The organism is Pseudobdellovibrionaceae bacterium, assembly GCA_023954155.1.
GTDB lineage: Bacteria > Bdellovibrionota > Bdellovibrionia > Bdellovibrionales > UBA1609 > JAMLIO01.
In genome coordinates this window covers 175047-194972 of the sequence record JAMLIO010000006.1, presented here as the reverse complement: position 1 = coordinate 194972, position 19926 = coordinate 175047, and the positions used below count along the sequence as shown (strand labels likewise).

Sequence of the window (19926 nt, the reverse complement as noted above, 5' to 3'; positions counted from 1 at the left end):
TTGCGTAGGATTTAAGTAGGGTCCTATATCTTTTTAAGACAATGAAATCATCAACAATAAATAATAACTTATTATAGAAAAGAGAATTTTTATTACTCACAGACCAGATTAAAACCCTTAACTGTACTGGTGTCCAGATCAAGTTCGCTGAGTTTAGTACCGATGTAGCTACATGGTTTTTCTTTGAAAATACCAATTTTTACTTGCTTAATCGCAGGACGTTAAAGGGGTGGCATAATGTTTATCAAACCAATACAAAGTTTGTGTAAGCTCAGGACGGTTTTAAGTATAAACAAAAAAATACTTATATTTTTATATGCAATAATCGCTGTGTCTTGTACAAGTGAAAGTCCGCTGACACAAAGTGTGATTGATGGTGATTTGACATTCGGAGGTTTTGAAGGTGTGCAACAAGTGCAAACCCTTTCGGGAGCGCAACTTAGGGTGCATTGGACTCCTACAAGCGATTCAAGAGTTATGGGTTATAGGATATATAATGCCGTAACAGGACAACGTCTTAAAAGTGTAGATCGCTTCACTTCTAACACCATTCTTGCGGGTTTATCTGAAGGTTTTTCTTATCGTATACAGGTGAAAGCTTATGATAAAAATGGCAAAGAAGACATTAACTCCGCCTATGCGTATGGGATTCCTTTTGATGGGATTAGAAACGCCAGAGTTCTAAGTAGTACAACTGCGGAAATTAACTTTGAATTGCCACAATCTGGTGAAGCTCTTGAAGCCAATGTATACTGTCGAACTTCAGCGCTTGGCACTTGGCAAAATATGGGTCGTATTACAAATATGGCCACAACTTCGTTACTTGTGGATGGTCTTGCTGTGAATACGACTTACACTTGCCGTGTGAGCATTATGGTTGATGGCAATGAGGACAACAACCTAAGAACAGCAGAGTTTACAGCCATGGGTCAGGCAGCAAAGATTGTCTTTGTGGCTCAACCAGGAAATGGTCAAGTGGGTGTGGTTTTACAAAATCAACCCATTGTTCATATCTTGGATGAAAATGATAATATTGTTGCTGGCGGTCCCGATGCCGATGCGCTTGTCACTTTAGAGATTGCAGGCACTTCTCCAACAGGGGGCGCTGTATTAGGAACTTTCTCTAAAAATGCGGTAGGTGGTATTGTCACTTTTGATGATATCTCTTTTAACGATGCAGGACAAAAGATCATCGTTGCCAAAAAAGAAGATCGATCCAGTTACGATTTTGGTACACCAGTGATGCAGGTCAATTCTAATCAGTTTAATATCACTGCGGGTTCAGTATCTCCTGATCATTCTACCATTGCGATTGATCCTGCGATCATCCCTCCTTTTGATGCCCTAGTGGCTGATGGTATGGAGGCCTATACAGTAAGATTTGTATTGCGAGATCAATTTGGTAACCCCGTTTCTGGTGTAACACCACAGTTTGCATCTAATTATGTAGGTGACATTATCACTCAGCCTTTTAATCCCACAGACGCCAGTGGTGAGACGTCAGGAACGATCACCACGACAGTTGCGGATACAACCCCTGCAAGATCTTTAAGAATTTCATCTCCTTCTGGATTAACAGGAGTGACAGTACTTGCGCCTTTTAAACCTGGCCCAGCAAATAAATTAGGATTTTTAACTCAACCCACAACTTCTCCTGCGGGTGCTGAAGGATTAAATGAGATCCGTGTTGCGATTCAAGACGCTAACGGTAACTTGATTAGCAGTGGTACAGGATCTAATGCAAGCGTCAATATGACTATTGTTAATAATGTGGGTGGGGCCACTTTAACAGGAACATTGCCTGTGGTGGCTGTAAATGGTATCGCCACGTTTACTGATCTGGGGATTGACCAAATGGGAAATGGTTATAAATTGCGTGCAGCTTCAGCGCCTATGATCCCTGTGGACAGTAACAGCTTTAACATCACTGCAGGGCAGCCTGAACAATTAGCATTATCAGGTGCTGACACTGTAAGGTCTGGAGAATGTAGTGCGGTCATTTCTTTGCAACTGCAAGATGATGGGGGTAATAGAGCTAAGGCTACAGGCCCAGTGATTGTGACTTTAAGTGGCTTGGATGCTAACGTTGTTTTATACGGTAACGGTGCATGTTCGGGTGCGCCATTATCAAACACGATCAGTTTTTCTACAGGACAAGACACAAGAAACTTCTATTTAAAAGATGTCAAATCTAGAGAACTTAATATAACAGCTACAGATACGTCAGCATATTTAACTTCGTCTTCACATACAGTGTATGTGACTCCGAGTGCGTTAAATCTGATTGCTGAAGCGGCTCCTCCAGCATCCCCTACACCTTTGACTTTTATGTCTGGGCATTGTTCTCCTGCCATTATTATTCGTCCTTTGGCTTTTGATAATTCGGTAGGACAAGTTTTTGGAAGTATCAATGTGACGTTGACAGGAATCAGTGGCTCGCAAGCTCTTGTCTATTCTGATGCGACATGTACTACGCAGTTAAACCCTGCCTCTATACCTTTAACCGTTGCGGCACCACCAAATACAGATACAGTGATTTATTTAAGAGACCCAAGAGGGGAAAACTTAACGTTAAATGTGGCCGATCCTGAAGGAGAAATTGGAACCAGCTCACTGCCACAAGAGATTAAAGTTTTGGCGTCAAGAATCAATTTAACAGGCCCATCACAAGTGATGTCAGGTAGCTGTTCGGCTGTGTTCACAGTATCTCTCAGAGACACTTTAGGAAACCAAGTCCCATCGCATGGTAATAAGGCTCTAAGTATCACAGGACTTAGTGGTTCTTCTGGAAGATTTTATACCAACCCAGCCTGTACGGGTGCTGGAACTACAAGTTCTGTTACTATTGCTAATAATGCCTCATCCACGGGAATTTATTTTAGAGGCATAAATGCTGAAGTTTTACAGATTAGAATTCAAGACCCTGCAAGTCAGTTGCAGCAATCGTCACAGATTACATTAAACGTAACGCCTTCTGCATTTAGGATTGTGGCTCCATCGCCTGCAAATGCAAAAACCAGCGAATGTAGAGGACCTTTCCAATTGCAAACTTTGGATGGTGCTTCAAATGTGTCTCCAGTTGCAAGCACGATCACGGCAGATTTGTCAGGCAATGGAACGGCTGGAAAATACTTTTCAGACAGTGACTGTGCTGATGAAATCACACAGTTAGTTTTTACATCTGGCCAAAGTCAAAGACCGTTTTACTTTAAGGGTCAGTATCCTGAGGCCTTAAACTTAAAAGCAGATGATCATAATATGGTTCTTGCCAGTGCCACTCAAGCCTTTAATATTTTAGGAGATTGGGGTTGGTTGGGTACTAAATCCAAACAGTATGATGAGCATGGGGCTCTTCTGCCCTTTAGAGTGGGTGTGAAGCCTGTGGCTGCTAGGTACGATGGTTTAAAAGGCCCAAGAAACTTAACTTTTGATCCAACAGGAAAATATTTGTATGTGGCAGATAGCGAGACTCATAAAGTCCTGAAATATGATTATGAAAATACAGAATATATAGGTTGGATTGGCCGCCTAAGAAAAGAGAATAATATTGGTTCGGCTGGAAGCTCACTGCCTGTGCCAAGTAATGCGTTATGTATCAGTACGAATAATAACCAAGTTTTACCGGGATGGTGTTTGGGTGGACGTAGTGTTGCAGCTGAAAGCACATCGCAAACCACCACAACGGGTGGATTGTATGCTCCTTATGCTGTTGCTGCGGATGAAGATTATATTTACGTCGCTAATGCCTCTTCACATACAATTACCCGTCATAATGCAGTGACGGGGGCGTTTGATGGATGGATTGGTAGAGCTAACTCGATTTCCCCTACAGGAACAGGAACAAATGGTCCATCGGGTTGTACAAGTACAACTTTGGATAATCCAGTTCCAGGATGGTGTATTGGTGGGACAACAAAATCAGGAGCTGGTCTTGGTAATGGTGCTTTAGACCAACCAAAATCTATCGCGTTTGATGATACTTATTTATATGTCGGTTCCTATGGTGCCGTGAAAAGGTTTGATAAAGCCACTGGTGCTTTTGAAGGTTGGATCGGAATGGTCGCCACTAGTCCTTCAAGTGGGGCTGTGGGTTGTGATCAGACTGTGGTGGATGAATTGACTCCAGGATGGTGTTTTGGTGGAACATCCAAAGCGGCGAATCCAAGATATCACCCTAACGCTTCAGGTATTCCAGGGGGCTTTGCCACGATTGCAGATATTAAGGTCATTGGTAATGATCTGTATGTTCTGTCAGAAAGTTATAATGGAACGATCAATAGATATGACAAAACTACGGGTGCTCATATTGAAAGATTGCCGCATCTGAACTTCACATGGACTTCTCCACAGCAGATGGCTTATGACGGCAGTTACTTTTATGTTGCAGATCGTACTCGACTGTTAAAAGTGGGGCCTACAGGTCTTATTGAAGGATGGATGGGTAAAGTGGCCAATGGATCAGGTATGCTTGGTCCTGGTTGTACATCTTTATCGCCTAACGATAATACTCCTGGATGGTGTTTGAATGGAACGCATAAGCCAGGTATGGACGAGACCTCTTTTGCGCAAACCACAGCGATTGCCTATGATGGTCAGGGTTCTTTGATTGTCACCAGTTACGAAATTCCTGCGCTCAGAAAGTTTGACGTGGCAACGGGTCAGTACTTGGGATCACTCGCGCTTGAGGGAGACAGTCCTAAAGAGTGGACCTCTGATCGTGTCACCGATGCAGAGTACTATGGTTTTGATGACGATTCTTCTTATAACCCTATGGGAACACTTGTACATGGCGATTTCGTTTATGTGGCGGAGATGGGTGCATCAAGAATTAAAAAGATAAATAAAAAAACAGGTCAACTTGTAGGTTGGATTGGTGCAATCACTTCTGTTCCTACTGGTGGTGAGTCTGCGGACTGTTTAACGGCCAATGCTATGGGACCTTCACCGACATGGTGTCTGGGTGCCTATTTATATCCAGAATGGACTTGGGCGGATAGTACGGTATCTATGATTGGAACTAGAACAGATGGAATCATGAGAATGCCTCATGGTTTAGCGACGGATGGAATCTGGTTGTATGTAACAGATTATAGTTTACATAGAATCCAACGTTTCAATATCGACACAGGAGCTTATGGGGGTTGGATTGGTCGAATCAGCACAACAGCTTCGAACCGTCCTACAGGTGGAGATCCATGTTGTAGTAGTGCTTTTGAAGGCACTTTCACCCCTGGTTGGTGTATGGGTGGTTTAAGTACTAATGGTGATGCAGATGGAATGCTCTATCAGCCTACAGGTATTTTTTATCAATCAGGAAACCTATATGTGATTGATACTAGAAATAATCGAGTGTCTTCTTACTCTGCTGTGACTGGTGCGTTCAATGGATGGATTGGTCGTATTGCAACAGCTCCAGATTCTGGTTGCACTTGGGCAAATAACGGAAACTACAACGTGTCGACTTCAGGATGGTGTATTGGAGGTAAAGCCAGTGCGTCGAATGAAAGTACTGACCGTGGTGGTGGCTTTAACTTTAACTGGGGTTATAACCGTTCAAGTATTTATTCTGATGGTTCACACCTCTATATCACTAACACTAGAGCCCAACGTATTGATAAATGGACTCTTAACGGAGAATTTGTAGCCGCAGCACGAGCCCGTCAAGATCAGTACACCAACACGTGGAGAAGTGCTCCTGCAGATGTGGGTGCGATTGGTGGTCATAACTGTTCTTACCCTGTGGCCATTTGGGGAGATGATAATTATTTATACGGAGCCAACGGTGCGCCTTGTACAAGAGATACGGATAACACTATGGCAATGTGGAAAATGGATAAAGCGACAGGAACCATTGTGGGATGGCAAGGGGGCGTGAGTGCTACTACGCCTCCAACAGCGGGTGATCCTGGTTGTGCTGGGGCTACAATTCATACACCAGGTTGGTGTCAAAACGGAAGCGTGGCTCAAAGTATGACCCTAGGTGGATTCTCTGGTCCTAGAGGAATGTTAAGTGGAGACAATCACTTCTTATACATTACGGATACGGACTCGAACAGATTAGTGCGTGTACCAAAATAAGTTGAGAGGAAAAAGATTGCGAGCATTAAGGAGCGTAGGTTGAAAAAAAGTATAGTACTTGGGATTTTAATAAGTTTGATATCTGCTTGTAAAGGCAATGTGGATGTCAAACAAGGGTCAACTGGAAATCAGTTGGCCAGTCCCACTATTGCTGTACCCGCTTACAGCCCTTACTATTCCAATGATAATACTTTTATTATCCAAGGTTTATGTCAGACAGATACAATGGTGATTCTTAGTGGAGCTGCGAATCTGCAAACTCCATGTTCAGAAAGTTCTTACAGTTTTAACGTGACGATGCCTTCAGATGGGGATTATTACTTTAATGTCGCCCAAAGAAAAAATGGCAAACTGTCTCCTGGAGCACAAGTGTTATGGTTAAGAAGAACCAGTGTTCCTGCTCCGACTGTCACTCAACCCAATGTGGCTCCTGTGGGTGGCGTTTACTCTTCTTCACAATTTGATTTATTGATCAGCGGTGGATGTATTACGGGAAATACAATTGCACTGGGTCTTGATGCCAGTGATTCCATGATCTGTGTAGATTCGCAATTTTCATTTACTTTTTCCAGAAGTTTTGATGGAGATTATAACATTGAAGTTCGTCAAGAAGACCCTGCTGGTAATACTGCAAGTATGCAATTCGTTTGGCAAAGACGAAACTTAGAGGTCACTCCTAATAACTTCCAAATGGTGGTGGGCACAAGCCAAGTGCTGAGTGTCACAGGAGGAACACCTCCTTACACTATTGATGTTGTGAATAACATTTCTGGTGGAACCTGGGATGGAGGAACTTCTACTTATACGGCAGGAACCACATCTACGGGTGCTACGGGTTTTGATCTGATTCGTGTGAGAGACGATTTGGGTTATGAGCGAGGTGTTCAAATTCAGGTGATCGCTGATGCTCCAGATCATTTTGTTTTTGCTCCAGTGAGTGGTGACAACCAACAAAGACAAATCGGCTTAGAGTTGCTCACTCCTCTGATGGCTCAGCTTGTGGACAGATACGAAAACCCAGTGTCTAACGTGGATGTGACCTTTCAAACTGTAGCTGGGCAAGTTGAGTTGCTAGACTCTATCGTACAACGTACAGATGCGCAGGGTTTTGTACAGATGAATGTGCGCCAAGGTGTTTCTTCGGTGCGTTCGTATGTGGCGGTTAAACCTGTTTTAGGAGACTTGCCTGATGTGGCAGGGAGTGGAAGGCCAAAACTGAACTTTCAGGTTCGATCTATCAATAAGAACACCAATAATTTTGATAGCATTTTTACTGCGGGAAGTGGTGCTGGAAAAATCATCAGTGATTCTGATCTGGATGGAGACGGCCATAAAGATGTTTTGGTTTTAAATGCCAACGAACGCTCTATCAGTGTGATGCTCGGTGCGGGCAATGGATTGTTTAGATTCACTTATAAGATTGTAAGTCTATGCTTGGGTGTCAGTGATTTTATTTTAGAAGATTTTAATGGTGATGGTGATAAAGATATCATCGTAACCTGTAATGGTGTGGGTCAATATGGATTCTTAGAGGGAATTGGTAATGGGACCTTTGCACCTGTATCTTACCGTGCGTTAGATGGCCTTGAGGGAGCCATCACATCTGGTGTAGCTGGGGACTTTAACGGTGATGGATATAAAGATTTAGCTTTTATCTTTTCTTCTTCGGGTCTTGTAACGGTACGGCTTGGTGATGGTATGGGTGGGTTCTCGGCCCCTGCATTTCGTGGTGTGGGATCATTCCCTATCAAAGCAGCAGTGGGAAATTTTGATCAATTGTATGGGGATGACCTAGTTGTTTTAGATGCGTCGGATGACAATTTCACCGTGCTTCTTAGTGATGCTTCGGGAGAACTTATCTCTAATGGCACAATGCCTGTGGGTACAGCGCCTGCGGATATCTTAGCCGCCGACTTTGATCTGGATGGTTACCTAGATGTGGCTGTTCTGAACAGTATAGATAATCAAGTTGCTGTTCATATCAATGATCAAAATGGATTTTTTAATGGGGCCATCACAGCTTCGACAGGTCTTATGCCTTTAGCCATGGCTACAGGAGACATAGATTCGGATGGAATTTTAGACCTTGTGGTGTCTAACGCCGATGAAGCCACAATTTCTGTTTTCATTGGTTTTGGCAATGGAGCTTTTGATTTAAGTAGTATGTTTGAAACCATGCCTAGCGTGTTAGCGTTAAGTTTAGAAGATTTAAATGGAGATGGTACGCCTGATTTGATTCTGTCTTCAAATTCAGAATCCAAAGTACAAGTCTTACCTAATCAAAATGCCGAGTTTGGATATAAAATGAGTGTAGGGTCAGCCCCTGCTGTACTGGCCAGTGGCGATTTTGATGAAGATGGAATTTTAGATTTAATTGTTGCGGATGCTTCTGCAAATGCACTTTTGATTTTAAAAGGACTTGGAAACGGAATGTACTCTTCTTTGGGAAGCGTGGCATTGGGTGGAAGCCCTTCTGACCTTGTGGTTGTGGACTTGAATCAGGATGGACATTTAGATGTGGTGCTTACTCTTTCAAATTTAAATGCCTTTAGAATTTATTTAGGCAATGGCAATGGAACGTTCCAGTCTCCACAATCTTATCCGACTCAACTTGCTCCTTCTGCTCTGCTTATCGAGGACTTAAATCATGATGGTCGATTAGATATCGTGACCACCAATAGTGGTAGTAATTCTATTTCTATTTTCTTGGCTCAAGACACAGGTTATCCTGTGCGTTCGGACTTACCAGTCGGGGCACAGCCTATGGGTATTGTGGCTGCGGACTTCAATTCAGATATGCACTTAGACCTTGCTGTGAATAATCAGTCAGGGGATAGCATAAGTATTCTGATCGCCAATGGTAATGGGACATTTTTACCTGCAACTCCTATCGCTGTGGGTGCAAGTCCTAATGCGATTCTTGCGGGCTTCTTTGATAATAATGCTTTTGTAGATTTAGCTGTGTCAAATTCAATGGACTCAACGGTGAGTATTTTAAAAGGTAATGGTAACGGCACCTTCCAGCCTAAACAAGATTTCACGGCAGGAATTCAACCTACCAGTATGGCAAAGGGTGATTTTAATAATAATGGGACAGAAGATATTATTGTGAGTAATGGTCCTGAGCGTGAACTGACTATTCTTTACGGTACTGCAACGGGTACTTATAGCACGACAAAAACCATTCCCGTCAATGCGTCTGCAGATAAGGTGTATATCAGAGACGTCAATAAAGATGGAACTTTGGATATATTGGTATTGGATAACTCCAGTGGGGAATTGCATACCTTATTGGGATTATAGGGGTTAATAAACAAATGTTAGTTCTGGTACGTGACCTAAAATTACACTGGCTTTTCTTGCTGCTTTCAGTAAGTTTAGGCCTATCTTCGTGTCGCGACGGAAAGCTAGCAGAAAAACCATCAAGCGAATCTCCTGTTCTTTTTAGTACCATCAGTGTTACGGATTATAATCTTCATACTCTTAACGTACATGCAGATGGCAGTATGGTGGGATCGGGGCATTTAGGTTTAGACCTCTTACACTTTTATAGCAATTCAGACTGCATGGGTGTGCCTTTGGGACAGATGACAATCAATGCGTTTAGAGCCCAGGGTATAGACTTGGTACTGCCCAGAGACCCTACGGTTGATATTTATGTCAGTGTTCAAACCCAAGCCAGTTGTGATCTTGTTGTGGCTTACGAAGTCCCTGTTTTAGAGCCTGATGTGCCTGTGCTTTCAGGTATGATTCCAGCGTCTCCATCCAGAGACACATTTTCACCTATACTTTCAGGAACAGCATTTCCTTTGACTTCAACCATTGAGTTCTTCAGTGATATAGCATGTACGGACCCATTAGCGGTAGGAGCAAGAAGTGCATTTTCAAGCACAGGTATTGTTTTAACTTTGACACCCAATACAACTACAGAAATTTATGCGCGCACTAAAGACAACTTAGATCAGTATTCAGCGTGTACAAGGCTTACAGAATTTAAACACTCTGATGCCCTGTCGGACCCACCACAACTTTTATCTATTGTGCCTTTGTCTCCAAGTAACCAAGTCGTGAGTCCAACGTTACGTATTCAAGGTGGGGTAGACTCAGAAGTGATCAGAGTTTATAGAAACCCTGCATGTTCTAACTTGCTTGTAGAGGGAAGTCCTACAGAATTTGCCACAACAGGCTTTCAAGTGGAGTTGACGGCAAACTCTACAACATCACTTTACGCTCAGTCTTTTGATGATATGAACAATCCTTCGGTGTGTGTGCTCTTAAGCCAATACACCCATGATAATATTGCTCCTGTAAATCCCACGTTTAGTTCAGCTGACCCCACATCACCGAGTAATGTGACTCCACTACCGAGAATGAAAGGTTTTAGTTCGGCAGATACTACGAGACTGGAATTTTATGATTCTCACATTTGTAATAATATGATTGGTATGGGCACTAAAGCCGAATTTGAAGGCTTGGGTGTGGCAGTGGGTGTGAAGACCAACGAAGAGACGTCCATCTATGTGAAGGCTTTTGATCATGCTAATAATGGATCACCTTGTCTGCTTCTGACCCAATACATGTATAATATTATTCCTCCTGATCCACCTGCATTCACCCACTCTTTTCCTGCCTCTCCTAATAATTCCAGTACGACACCTCATCTTTTTGGAACCGTTGAGCCTCGCACTACGAATTTAGTGATGTACAAAGATTCAGAATGTTTAGTAGTGATCGGGTCGGGGACAGCAGATGAATTAGTCGATCCTGGTCTGGGCATAGAAGTGTCTGTCGATGATAACGCCATCACGGCAATTTATGTGCAGGCTTCAGATTTGGAAGGAAACATTTCTGAGTGTACATTCTTTGCGACCTATGATCATTCTACGGTTGAGGCTCCAGCTCCAGGATTTTATGGAAGTTTTCCTACATCACCTTCTAATGCCAGTACCACTCCCAGCATTATAGGTACAGCTGACAGTAGTATTGCCACAGTGTCTTTATATTCAGATATGTCATGCACCTCGCTTTTAGGGTCAGGAACCAGAGGTCGATTTACAGCATCAGGTGTGCAAGTGACCTTGTCTGCAAATTCAACCACAGATATTTATGGAAGAGCCGTAGACGTTTATGGAAACCCATCACAATGTGTATTGATCACTCAGTATATTCATAACACTGTCCCTCCTATTGATCCGACCTATACCAGCACAACGCCGTTGTCTCCCAATAATCAGTCTTATGAACCTCTTATTTTTGGACAGGCTTTACATAATATGGCCAGTCAATTAGTGCCTAATCGTGTGGTGCTTTATGATAGCAGTATGTGTTCTAATAATATTGGAGAGGGAACCCCAGAAGAGTTTTCAACAACGGGAATTTTATTAAATCTTCCTCCCAACAATATTTCTAATATTTATGCTCGATCATTTGATGCTGCGGGGAATGCAACGGCATGTACTTTCCTAACAGATTACACCCATAATGCGTTGGTTCCAGGTGCTCCAGTTTTTTATTCTGTGACACCTGAGCCCCCATCTTATAATAATAAAATTCTTATTTCAGGTAATTTTACATTTTCCCATGATTTTATGAATAAAGTGAGTATGTCGGTGTATACCAATGCAACGTGTACAGACTTATTGGCAACGGGTTCGCCGACAGCATTTATGGGAAGCGGATTCGCTGTGGAAGTTCCAGAAAATGCAAGCACCACTTTATATGGGCAAACAGTGAATGAAGTGGGAACACTTTCAAACTGTGCAGAGTTGATCACTTATGTGCATTACGATCAAGCTCCACAAGTTATGGGAGCTTTTAATAATTCGGATGGATCTGTTTCTTTTCAATGGATTCCAGATACAACTTCGAGACCTGTTCCTACGTATACAGTAGAACGATCTCTATATGCGGACGGACCTTTTACTATTGTGACTACAGGGCTATTATCAAATCTGTATAGAGACATTCATGTGAGTGACAACACCACTTACTATTACCGTGTTTTTGCAAGTAACAATACGGGACGAAGCCAAAACTCAGATGTGGCATCTGTGACCACCAGTGCTCCTCCACCTATTCAAGCGGCGAATTTAACGGCACATGCTACAAGTCAAAGAGTGCGTCTGGCGTGGAGTGGTTTCCCACAAAACATGGTTTATAAAATTGGACGATCTACACAGTACGCAGGTCCATTTGTAGATTTAGGTGTTTCGATCACAACAACAACCTACACAGATTATGGTCTTACAGATGGACAGACGTATTACTATATTGTGACAGCTCAAAATCCATCAGGAGTTAGTTTGCAATCAAATGTAGCGTCTGCGGTTCCAAGACAGGTTCCTGATGCGCCACTAAACTTTTCATTAGTGCCTAAAGATATCGGTAGTTGTAGTGGTGGTGGGGTAGAGATGTCTTGGACAGCCCCTTCCCATTATGAAAGATTTAATATTTATGATGCTGAAAATAATCCAGCGATCGCCACAGTAGTAGCCTCAACCACAGATACTAAAGCTGTGAGATGTTACAATAACTATGACGGTAGGATCCATTATTTTACAGTGACAACAGCGTGGGGTGATGACATTTCTGTTCCTGCCAATTTTATTGGTGTTTATCCTACTTCAAGTCCTTCTACTCTGACGGTTGAGGGTGGTGATAATAAAATCATCATGTCTTGGAATACTTTGTCTAAACCATCAAGGTTAAGTTCCTATACCACATACTACGATCTTTTTAGGTCTGACAGGTATGATGGGGATTACGTGAAAATTGCAACGGGACTCACCACCAATAGTTATGTGGATTCTATTCCTAATGGCAGTGGGGCTTATTATTATTTGCAAGCTTACGTTACAGAGATCGTTGAAGGAAATCCGATTAAAGTTTTCATAGGGCACAATTCAGATATTAAAGGGGCCACAGCGGCCGCATCTCCTGCAGGTCCTATGAATTTGACATTAACCACTGGCGAGACAGGAGATGTGTTGCTGTCGTGGACGCCACCTCATTATTATAATGGATTTAATCTCTATAGGGCAACAAACCCATCGGGTCCTTTTACTAAACTTCCAGGTACATATACTAATGCCTATGTACAAAATCCAGCCACAGTGGCGGGAACTAATTATTACAAAGTAACGGCAAATTGGGGAGATACTGAATCTGCAGAAAGCAATGTGGTGATGTACAGAAATTCGCCTATTTTAGGTTTGGGGTTAACGGCATACGATGACCATTTAGATTTAAGTTGGAATAATGTGGCTGGGGCATCCGATTATATTGTTTATAGGTCAGAAAATGCCAATGGTGGTTTTGTTGCTATTGATAATACAACTTTGTCATCTTACACGGACTCATCTATTGATCCGAACAAGGGCTATTACTATCGAGTGGCAGCTAGGTTTAACTTTGACAATAATGATATGGGCACAAGATCGGCCGTGGTCTCTGGGATAAGCACTTTGGCAATTATGCCCTCAAATGTGTCGTTGTCTCTTGTGAATTCCACAACAGTACGTGCAGAGTGGCCAAGAGTAGCAACTGCAACGAATTATACTTTATATTCAGCCACAAATGCTGCAGGACCTTATACTTTAAGGCAGACTACTGCTGCCACCAGTGCCAATGTTTCTGGATTTACTCCAGCGACAGAGGTGTTTATCAAAGTGGCGGCTAACATTGGCGAGAATCGATATGAATCCGCCGCCGTGTCAATTTGGACTTACCAAGCCCCATCACAAGCTCCTGCCACAATTCAGGGTGATGGACAGATTGAATTGAGCTGGTCGTTGCCAGCGGGGGCCACCAGTGTAAAGATTCAGCGATCTTTAGATGGTGTGAGCTTTACTACTCTAGTGGCGGGTTATACCTCGTCAAGCTACGTAGACACCACAGTCAGCAATGGTCAAATTTATTTTTATCGTTTGGAAGTGGACTATGGAGTGCTAGAAATGTTCACACCGATGACCACGGGTGTGACTCCTGGTCTAACGCCTTTGGCCCCTTCAAACTTAGTGGTTGAAAATAATGGTACAGGAACTGAAGCGGTCTTATCGTGGATTGGAACTCGAGGTGGAAATAGATATAATGTTTATGTTTCCACAAGTTCAGGGATGTATTCTTCTATTCACTTAACAACAAGTAGTACTAATGGAGTGACTGTTAGTGGACTATCCGCAAACACCAACTATTATTTTATAGTTAAAGCCGTAAATGGAAGCGTAGAAAGTGCGGCGTCTAATGAAGCAACTCTGTATGTACAAGCGCAGCCACCTAAGCCCTTAGCAGAGGCTCTTCCTCTTACAAATTCTATTTCTGTAACATGGGCGAGTGTTCCTTCTGCTGTAGGGTATACTATATGGAGATCGGATAATGGTGTCGACTTTTCTGTGCTTGTTCCTAACCACTCTTCAACAAGTTATACAGACAGCAGTATAGATCCATTGCAAACCTACTACTATAAATATCAAGGCATTAGGTCCAGTGGAATTAAGATGTCACAATCCGCAGTGTCTGATGCTGTCAGTGCAGGATCAGCTCCATTAAAACCAGAAGGATTTTTCGCACAAGCATTGACTTTATCTTCTGTGCACTTGCAATGGATTGTTGTTCCTAATGTTGTAGGATACAAGGTTTGGCGATCTACAAATCCAAGTGGACCATTTGCCGAAATAGCTCAAGTTACTGGTCTTGTAGACACCTATGTTGATGCCACTGTATCTTCGTCACAGACTTATTATTATAAAATCACAGCCATTAACTCATCTGGTGTTCCTTCGCTAGATTCTGATGTTGCTGCAGTCACGATAGTGGCACCGACATTTAACTTAGTTGCAGCGAATGTGCCTACAGGAGTCAATTTAAGCTGGAACCTAGTGGCTGGAGCAGATTCTTACAGAATTCTTCGTAGTGAAATTTCTGGTGGACCTTACGGACCTATTGGAAATGTGACGGTAGACAGCTTTGTTGATGAACATGTAGAGTCGAGTAAGCAGTATTTTTATGTTGTTGAAGCCGTTATGTCAGGAGCAGGGAGTGCTATCGTATCGAATGAAGCCTCACTTGTGACCAGCGGACATATTAAACTGCAAGTCCCAATAGAAATGCTAGACATTGCATTAGCCTCTTCAGGTCTTGAAGATTTGGTTTTTGCAAGATCGCAGGTGTCCTTTGATTCTACTGACTATGATGGGGTTCAAAATTATGAGTTTGAAATTATTGCCAGTAATTTTGATACCGTATCGCGAGCTGTTTCTATTGTAGATAGCAGTGACAATATTGTAGGAAGTATCATTGTTCCTGCAAATCAAAATGAAGCTCTTCGCTTAAGAACGACAGTGGTTTTAAATGCAGGTCGTGATGTGTACCGTGTTCTGTTGTCAGGCACCACCTACAATTCAGATTTAAATGTTTTTGCGGCTCGAATTTTGGTCAATCAAGTGAATGCCACCAAAACTAAGTTGTATTATCCGTTATTGGCATTAGATGGAAATTCAACTGAGGATGCTTTGCAATCGGTTTACACAACGTCGAGTACCAACTACTCTGAATACGATCAGTCATTATGGTTCCAACGTCAGGCTCAATCTCTTTATAAGATCGAAGAGTACAACGCTTGGGAGTTAGAAGCTTTAGTGGCCACTCAGGGTACATCACAAGGGTTATTAGGGTTACAGAACATCAACACCAATGCGCTGGTGCCTATGACAGAGACACGATTTGTAAGTCCTAATATCGCCATGGCGTCGATTCCCTTTAATGAAGGAGCAACATATTTTGGTGTGCCTAATGAAAACCAATTTTATCGTGCAGTGATTCGTTGCGAACTGAACTGCGATGATGGAAGTGTAAGTTTGTATAAAGCAGGTCTGTGGGTGAAGCTGAAAAACCTGAAAAAGGCTCAGTCTGTATTTAGAATGAACTCTTATGCGGAAGGAATTACAACACAGGCGTCTTTAACGCAAGAACGGGCTTTCTTAGACTTAGATAGTTTTACAAGTCCACAGGTTTACTTTCATACGTTAGCAAGAACGGAGTCTCTTGGGGACCAATCCGATATCTCGTTGCTGGTCAGCACAGATGATTCTGGCACAGCTAATATGAGTGTGGTGTCTGGGGGAACCTTTACGGTGAACTCGCAAGTGATGCAAATGCGTGTGTCGCCTGCTCTGACTCTGGGGGCACAAGGAAGATATATGACCAGAATCACTCCTACTGCTGGTGCCACAAGATTTAGGGGTTCGTTCTTAAAGGTGAATGTAAATCCATAAGGTTGAGAGGTTTGCTTTTATAGGAACGCGAATCTAACAAATGATATGCCTGCCTGTTTTGACACAGGAAAAATTGCAAAAGTAAATATAAATTTTAATTTCTTAAAACCTTAGTCCCAAAAATTTAAAAATTTACTATGATCAGAAGCAGGACTTTGGTGCGGCCTTTGATAAAGTGAAAACTGATGTAAGACCTAAGTAAAGATTGTTTCAAGGCAATATAAAGGTTGTCTACAATATTTACGATATTCATCATATATGGAAAACCAATTGTTTAAAATAAAAGTATTAGTTTTAGCCGCAGTAACTCTAAGTCTCTATGGATGTGCCTCTTTTTCATTTAAAGTTGTCACAGAGCCAGATCAAGCAGAAGTATTTATAGTTGATTCAGGCACAAATGAACCTAAAACCATAGGAATGACTCCTCTAAGTAAAAGTGGTGAAGAATTAGATGAGCATCTAAAAGGGCAAAATCATCCTGGTGGTTTGGTAAATATCATTATCAAAAAGGAAGGATTTAAAACTAAAGACATTTGGGTTCCAGTACAGGCAGCAGGCAGCCTAGGTGCAGAGATTGTTCTTAAGCTTGATCCTTCTGATAAAGAAGTTGAAATGAAAACAGCAAAAGATCTTGTTGATGGATTATTTTTGTCTCAACAGTTTGCTAACACCAAACAATTTGAGCGTGCTTTGATTGAGATAGATAAAGTTCTTGCGGCATACCCTCAGTTTGATCGTGCTCTTTCTATGAAAGCGGCAATTCATTATGCGCGTGGTGAGTTTGAGGAAAGTTTGAAGTGGTATGAAAGCGCATTAGCGGTAAATCCTGAACTTAAAACTGCTGTGGATATGGCAGGTAAAGTACGTGAAACATTAAAAATTCCAACCCGAGTACCAACATCGAATAATAAGCCAAGTGCTGGTGGACAGTAAAATGCCGAGACAAAAGTTGTTGCGTTCCTTATCAATCTTTACATACATGTGCTTCATGTTTTTAAGCCTGTCAGCTTTGGCGCAAGAAAGACCTGCTGGAGGATCTTTAAAAAGCGCTGAAGTTATTGGTGCCAAAGCTGCCTTAGAAGACATGTTAGTACGCAGGTACTCTCAGGAGCTTTCGTCTATTATCAGTCATGAAAATTTTAGTATGGGTGCTCGCCTAGATCTAACTATTAACGAAGCTCTTGTTGGAGCCAATAATAAAAATGCAAATTCTGATCTTTATACTGAGCTTGATCTTGGGTATTTGGACGCTGACACGTTATTTGCAAGTTACGCTAATTTTGGGTCATCAAATCTCAAAAATCCTCTAGAAAAATTTTCTGTAAGTAAAATTGAATTTATGGTGGGGCTTGTACCTGACATGGGTGATGGGATCAAGCAGATTGTGTCAGAGTGGTTACAGGCTCGTGTGCAAGAAGAGTTTGGTACTATTGGAAAGTCACAAGTACAATTTATTCAGGACGCAGACTCTGCAGAGGAAATCCTTAACCAGCCCGATGGGGCAAAACCTGAATCGGGTGTGGCCAGTCTGGCAAGTAAAAGCAGTGCTAAGTCCAAGAAGCAAAAAAGCTTTATGGAAAAACTTAAAGAGATGCAAAGCTTAGCGGGCAATTTGGTTTTAGCTTTTGCTATTTTAATGGGAATATTCTTGTGGAGAATCTTGATGGGCAATGGAGCTTCTAGCCAAAGCGCAGAAGGTCCATCTACAGAGATCAACATTGAAAATAAAACTGAAAACGGTGGAGCAACTCAAGGTAGTGAAGCTGTGGCACAAACCACCTCTAAGGATGAAGTCGCACTTTATGTAGAAAAGAATGCTCATTTGACTTCACAAATTAAAGAGTTAGCACCAAAAGTGACTTCGGATTTACAGAACCTTGTCACCCAATGGTGTGAACGCGGAGAGAGTGGGTACTTGCAATTGGCATGTTTTGCAGAAATATCTGGAAGTGTATTGGGAACCTTACCGATTCCCAAAGAGCACCGTGAACAGATGGGTGAGATCTTTGCCAAAATGCACGATATGAGTGATCAAGAAAAGCACAATGTGATGAGTAAAACATATTGGGATATGGTTGCGGTAGTGAACTTAGGTTCAGAGACCTTGCATCGCCCCTTCTCTTTTGTGGGAAGCTCTTCATTCAGTACGGTTAGCAAAGTGTTATTACAAAACAGTGCTGACATTCAGGCCGTGGTTTCGACCTATATGCCAGATGTAATGCGTAAAAGTTATTTTGATAAATTAGATGCCGAAGCCAAGTTGGATGTTCTTAAAACAGCAGCGCAAATGGATTCGATCAGTAAAAATAACTTACAACAGATCGAAAAAGACATTGCTCCTTATTTTGAAACAAAAATGGATGAATCGGCTGTGTCTATGTCCTCTGCGTTTGATAAAATTGTGAGTGTGATGAGTATATTGGATGCGTGTCAGACCTTACCGCAAATTACAGGTGTGGTGGTGGAAAACTATAAACGCACCCACGCACATATTGCTTTTATTGGACAGTGGCAGGGAACAAGTGCGGAAATTTTATTTAGACGTGCAAACAACCAAGAGATCACGGCTTTGGTCAGAGTGATACCAGAGATCATGGACAAAGTATTGGCCTCTTTGTCGCCTTTAGCTAAAAAAGTAGTTTCAGACGATCTTAGTCAGCCCGACACTATGTCAGTAGCAGAGAAAGAAAAGCAGTTGGCCTTGTTAAATAAGAAGTTGGAAAATTTAGTTAAACGAGGCGAAGTGATATTGGAAGATGTTCTGCCTAAAGCTCAAGCAGAAGACAGTGAGGGTCAAGTTGCTGCATAATTCACGTTGGCTATTATCTGTAGTTCTCATTTTTGTGGGTTTGGGCTTTGAAGAAGCCCATGCGGGCTTTAAATTTAAACCTGATTTTATTTATGGGATATCTGCTGGATTTGGTAATCAGACGCTGAACAAAGATGTCACTGTAGCGGGGGATGTGTACTCTTTATCAAGGACTGAAGGGCCTTTGATGTTGGGGATCAGCATTGAAACTTTCATTCACGAAAAGTGGAGTGTGGCCTTAGGGCATCGTCGAGGTGGGCGCATGGGACCATTCTCAATGGGAATGGGTTTTTCGGGCTTTACTGTCAGAAGATATTTTAAGAATCCAGCGCCTTTCATTCCTCACAAAGACATGTCGACCTCTTTTGTTGTGCGAGGTTGGGCTCCTTTTGCAGGGTTTGGTACAGGTGTGGCGCACGGGAGTGCCAGTCGTGAAGGTGAAGTGGTTAAAACTATCTCTTCTTCAGGGGTGTATTTTGGTGCTCACTTTGGAGTCGACTGGCAATGGAAGTCGAATCTGATTCTTAGGCCCGAATTGTTTTACAATACCACGATCATGAGCGACTCAACGGTTCCTGCTTCTATGAATGAAATGGGTTTATTGGTGGGCTTCCACTTTCGGCTTTAGGAGCGGATTTCAGGGCTTTTCTAGACCATAGTCTCGTCTAAAAATACAGGCATTTTTGTATATAAAAGGCTCTTTAAATGGAGCTGACCAGTTGGAGCCTTAAAAAAAGTGGGTCCGCGTTGAAAATTACAAGAATGCGA

General features: G+C 42.3%; 6 protein-coding genes. All 6 read left to right on the top strand.

What is annotated here, in order from left to right; genetic code table 11:
- The first annotated feature begins 330 nt into the window (after positions 1 to 330).
- The 6 genes from M9899_08770 (at position 331) to M9899_08745 (ending at position 19786) form a co-directional block, all read left to right on the top strand.
- Complete coding sequence (locus tag M9899_08770) at positions 331 to 6078, top strand: Ig-like domain-containing protein (GenBank protein ID MCO5114255.1); 5748 nt, start codon at positions 331 to 333, stop codon at positions 6076 to 6078.
- Positions 6079 to 6117: 39 nt separating this feature from the next.
- A complete protein-coding gene (locus tag M9899_08765) occupies positions 6118 to 9381 on the top strand; it encodes a VCBS repeat-containing protein (protein MCO5114254.1) in 3264 nt (1087 codons plus the stop codon).
- 14 nt (positions 9382 to 9395) lie between these two features.
- On the top strand, positions 9396 to 16349 hold the full coding sequence (locus M9899_08760; GenBank protein ID MCO5114253.1) for a fibronectin type III domain-containing protein: 6954 nt from the start codon (positions 9396 to 9398) through the stop codon (positions 16347 to 16349).
- A gap of 270 nt (positions 16350 to 16619) precedes the next feature.
- Positions 16620 to 17282, top strand: coding sequence for a tetratricopeptide repeat protein (locus M9899_08755; protein ID MCO5114252.1), 663 nt, complete (start codon positions 16620 to 16622; stop codon positions 17280 to 17282).
- Between the two features lie 55 nt (positions 17283 to 17337).
- Positions 17338 to 19158 carry a hypothetical protein gene (locus M9899_08750; GenBank protein MCO5114251.1) on the top strand — a complete coding sequence of 607 codons (1821 nt, stop codon included), beginning with the start codon at positions 17338 to 17340 and terminating at the stop codon, positions 19156 to 19158.
- A complete protein-coding gene (locus M9899_08745) occupies positions 19136 to 19786 on the top strand; it encodes a hypothetical protein (GenBank protein ID MCO5114250.1) in 651 nt (216 codons plus the stop codon). Before M9899_08750 ends, M9899_08745 begins: the two co-directional genes overlap by 23 nt.
- Positions 19787 to 19926 lie beyond the last annotated feature (140 nt).

What these genes read in the sequence shown, in the direction of transcription:
- M9899_08760 (MCO5114253.1), top strand. Translation starts at nt 9,396, where the DNA reads ATGTTAGTTCTGGTACGTGACCTAAAATTACACTGGCTTTTCTTGCTG.
- M9899_08750 (MCO5114251.1), top strand. Translation starts at nt 17,338, where the DNA reads ATGTTTTTAAGCCTGTCAGCTTTGGCGCAAGAAAGACCTGCTGGAGGA.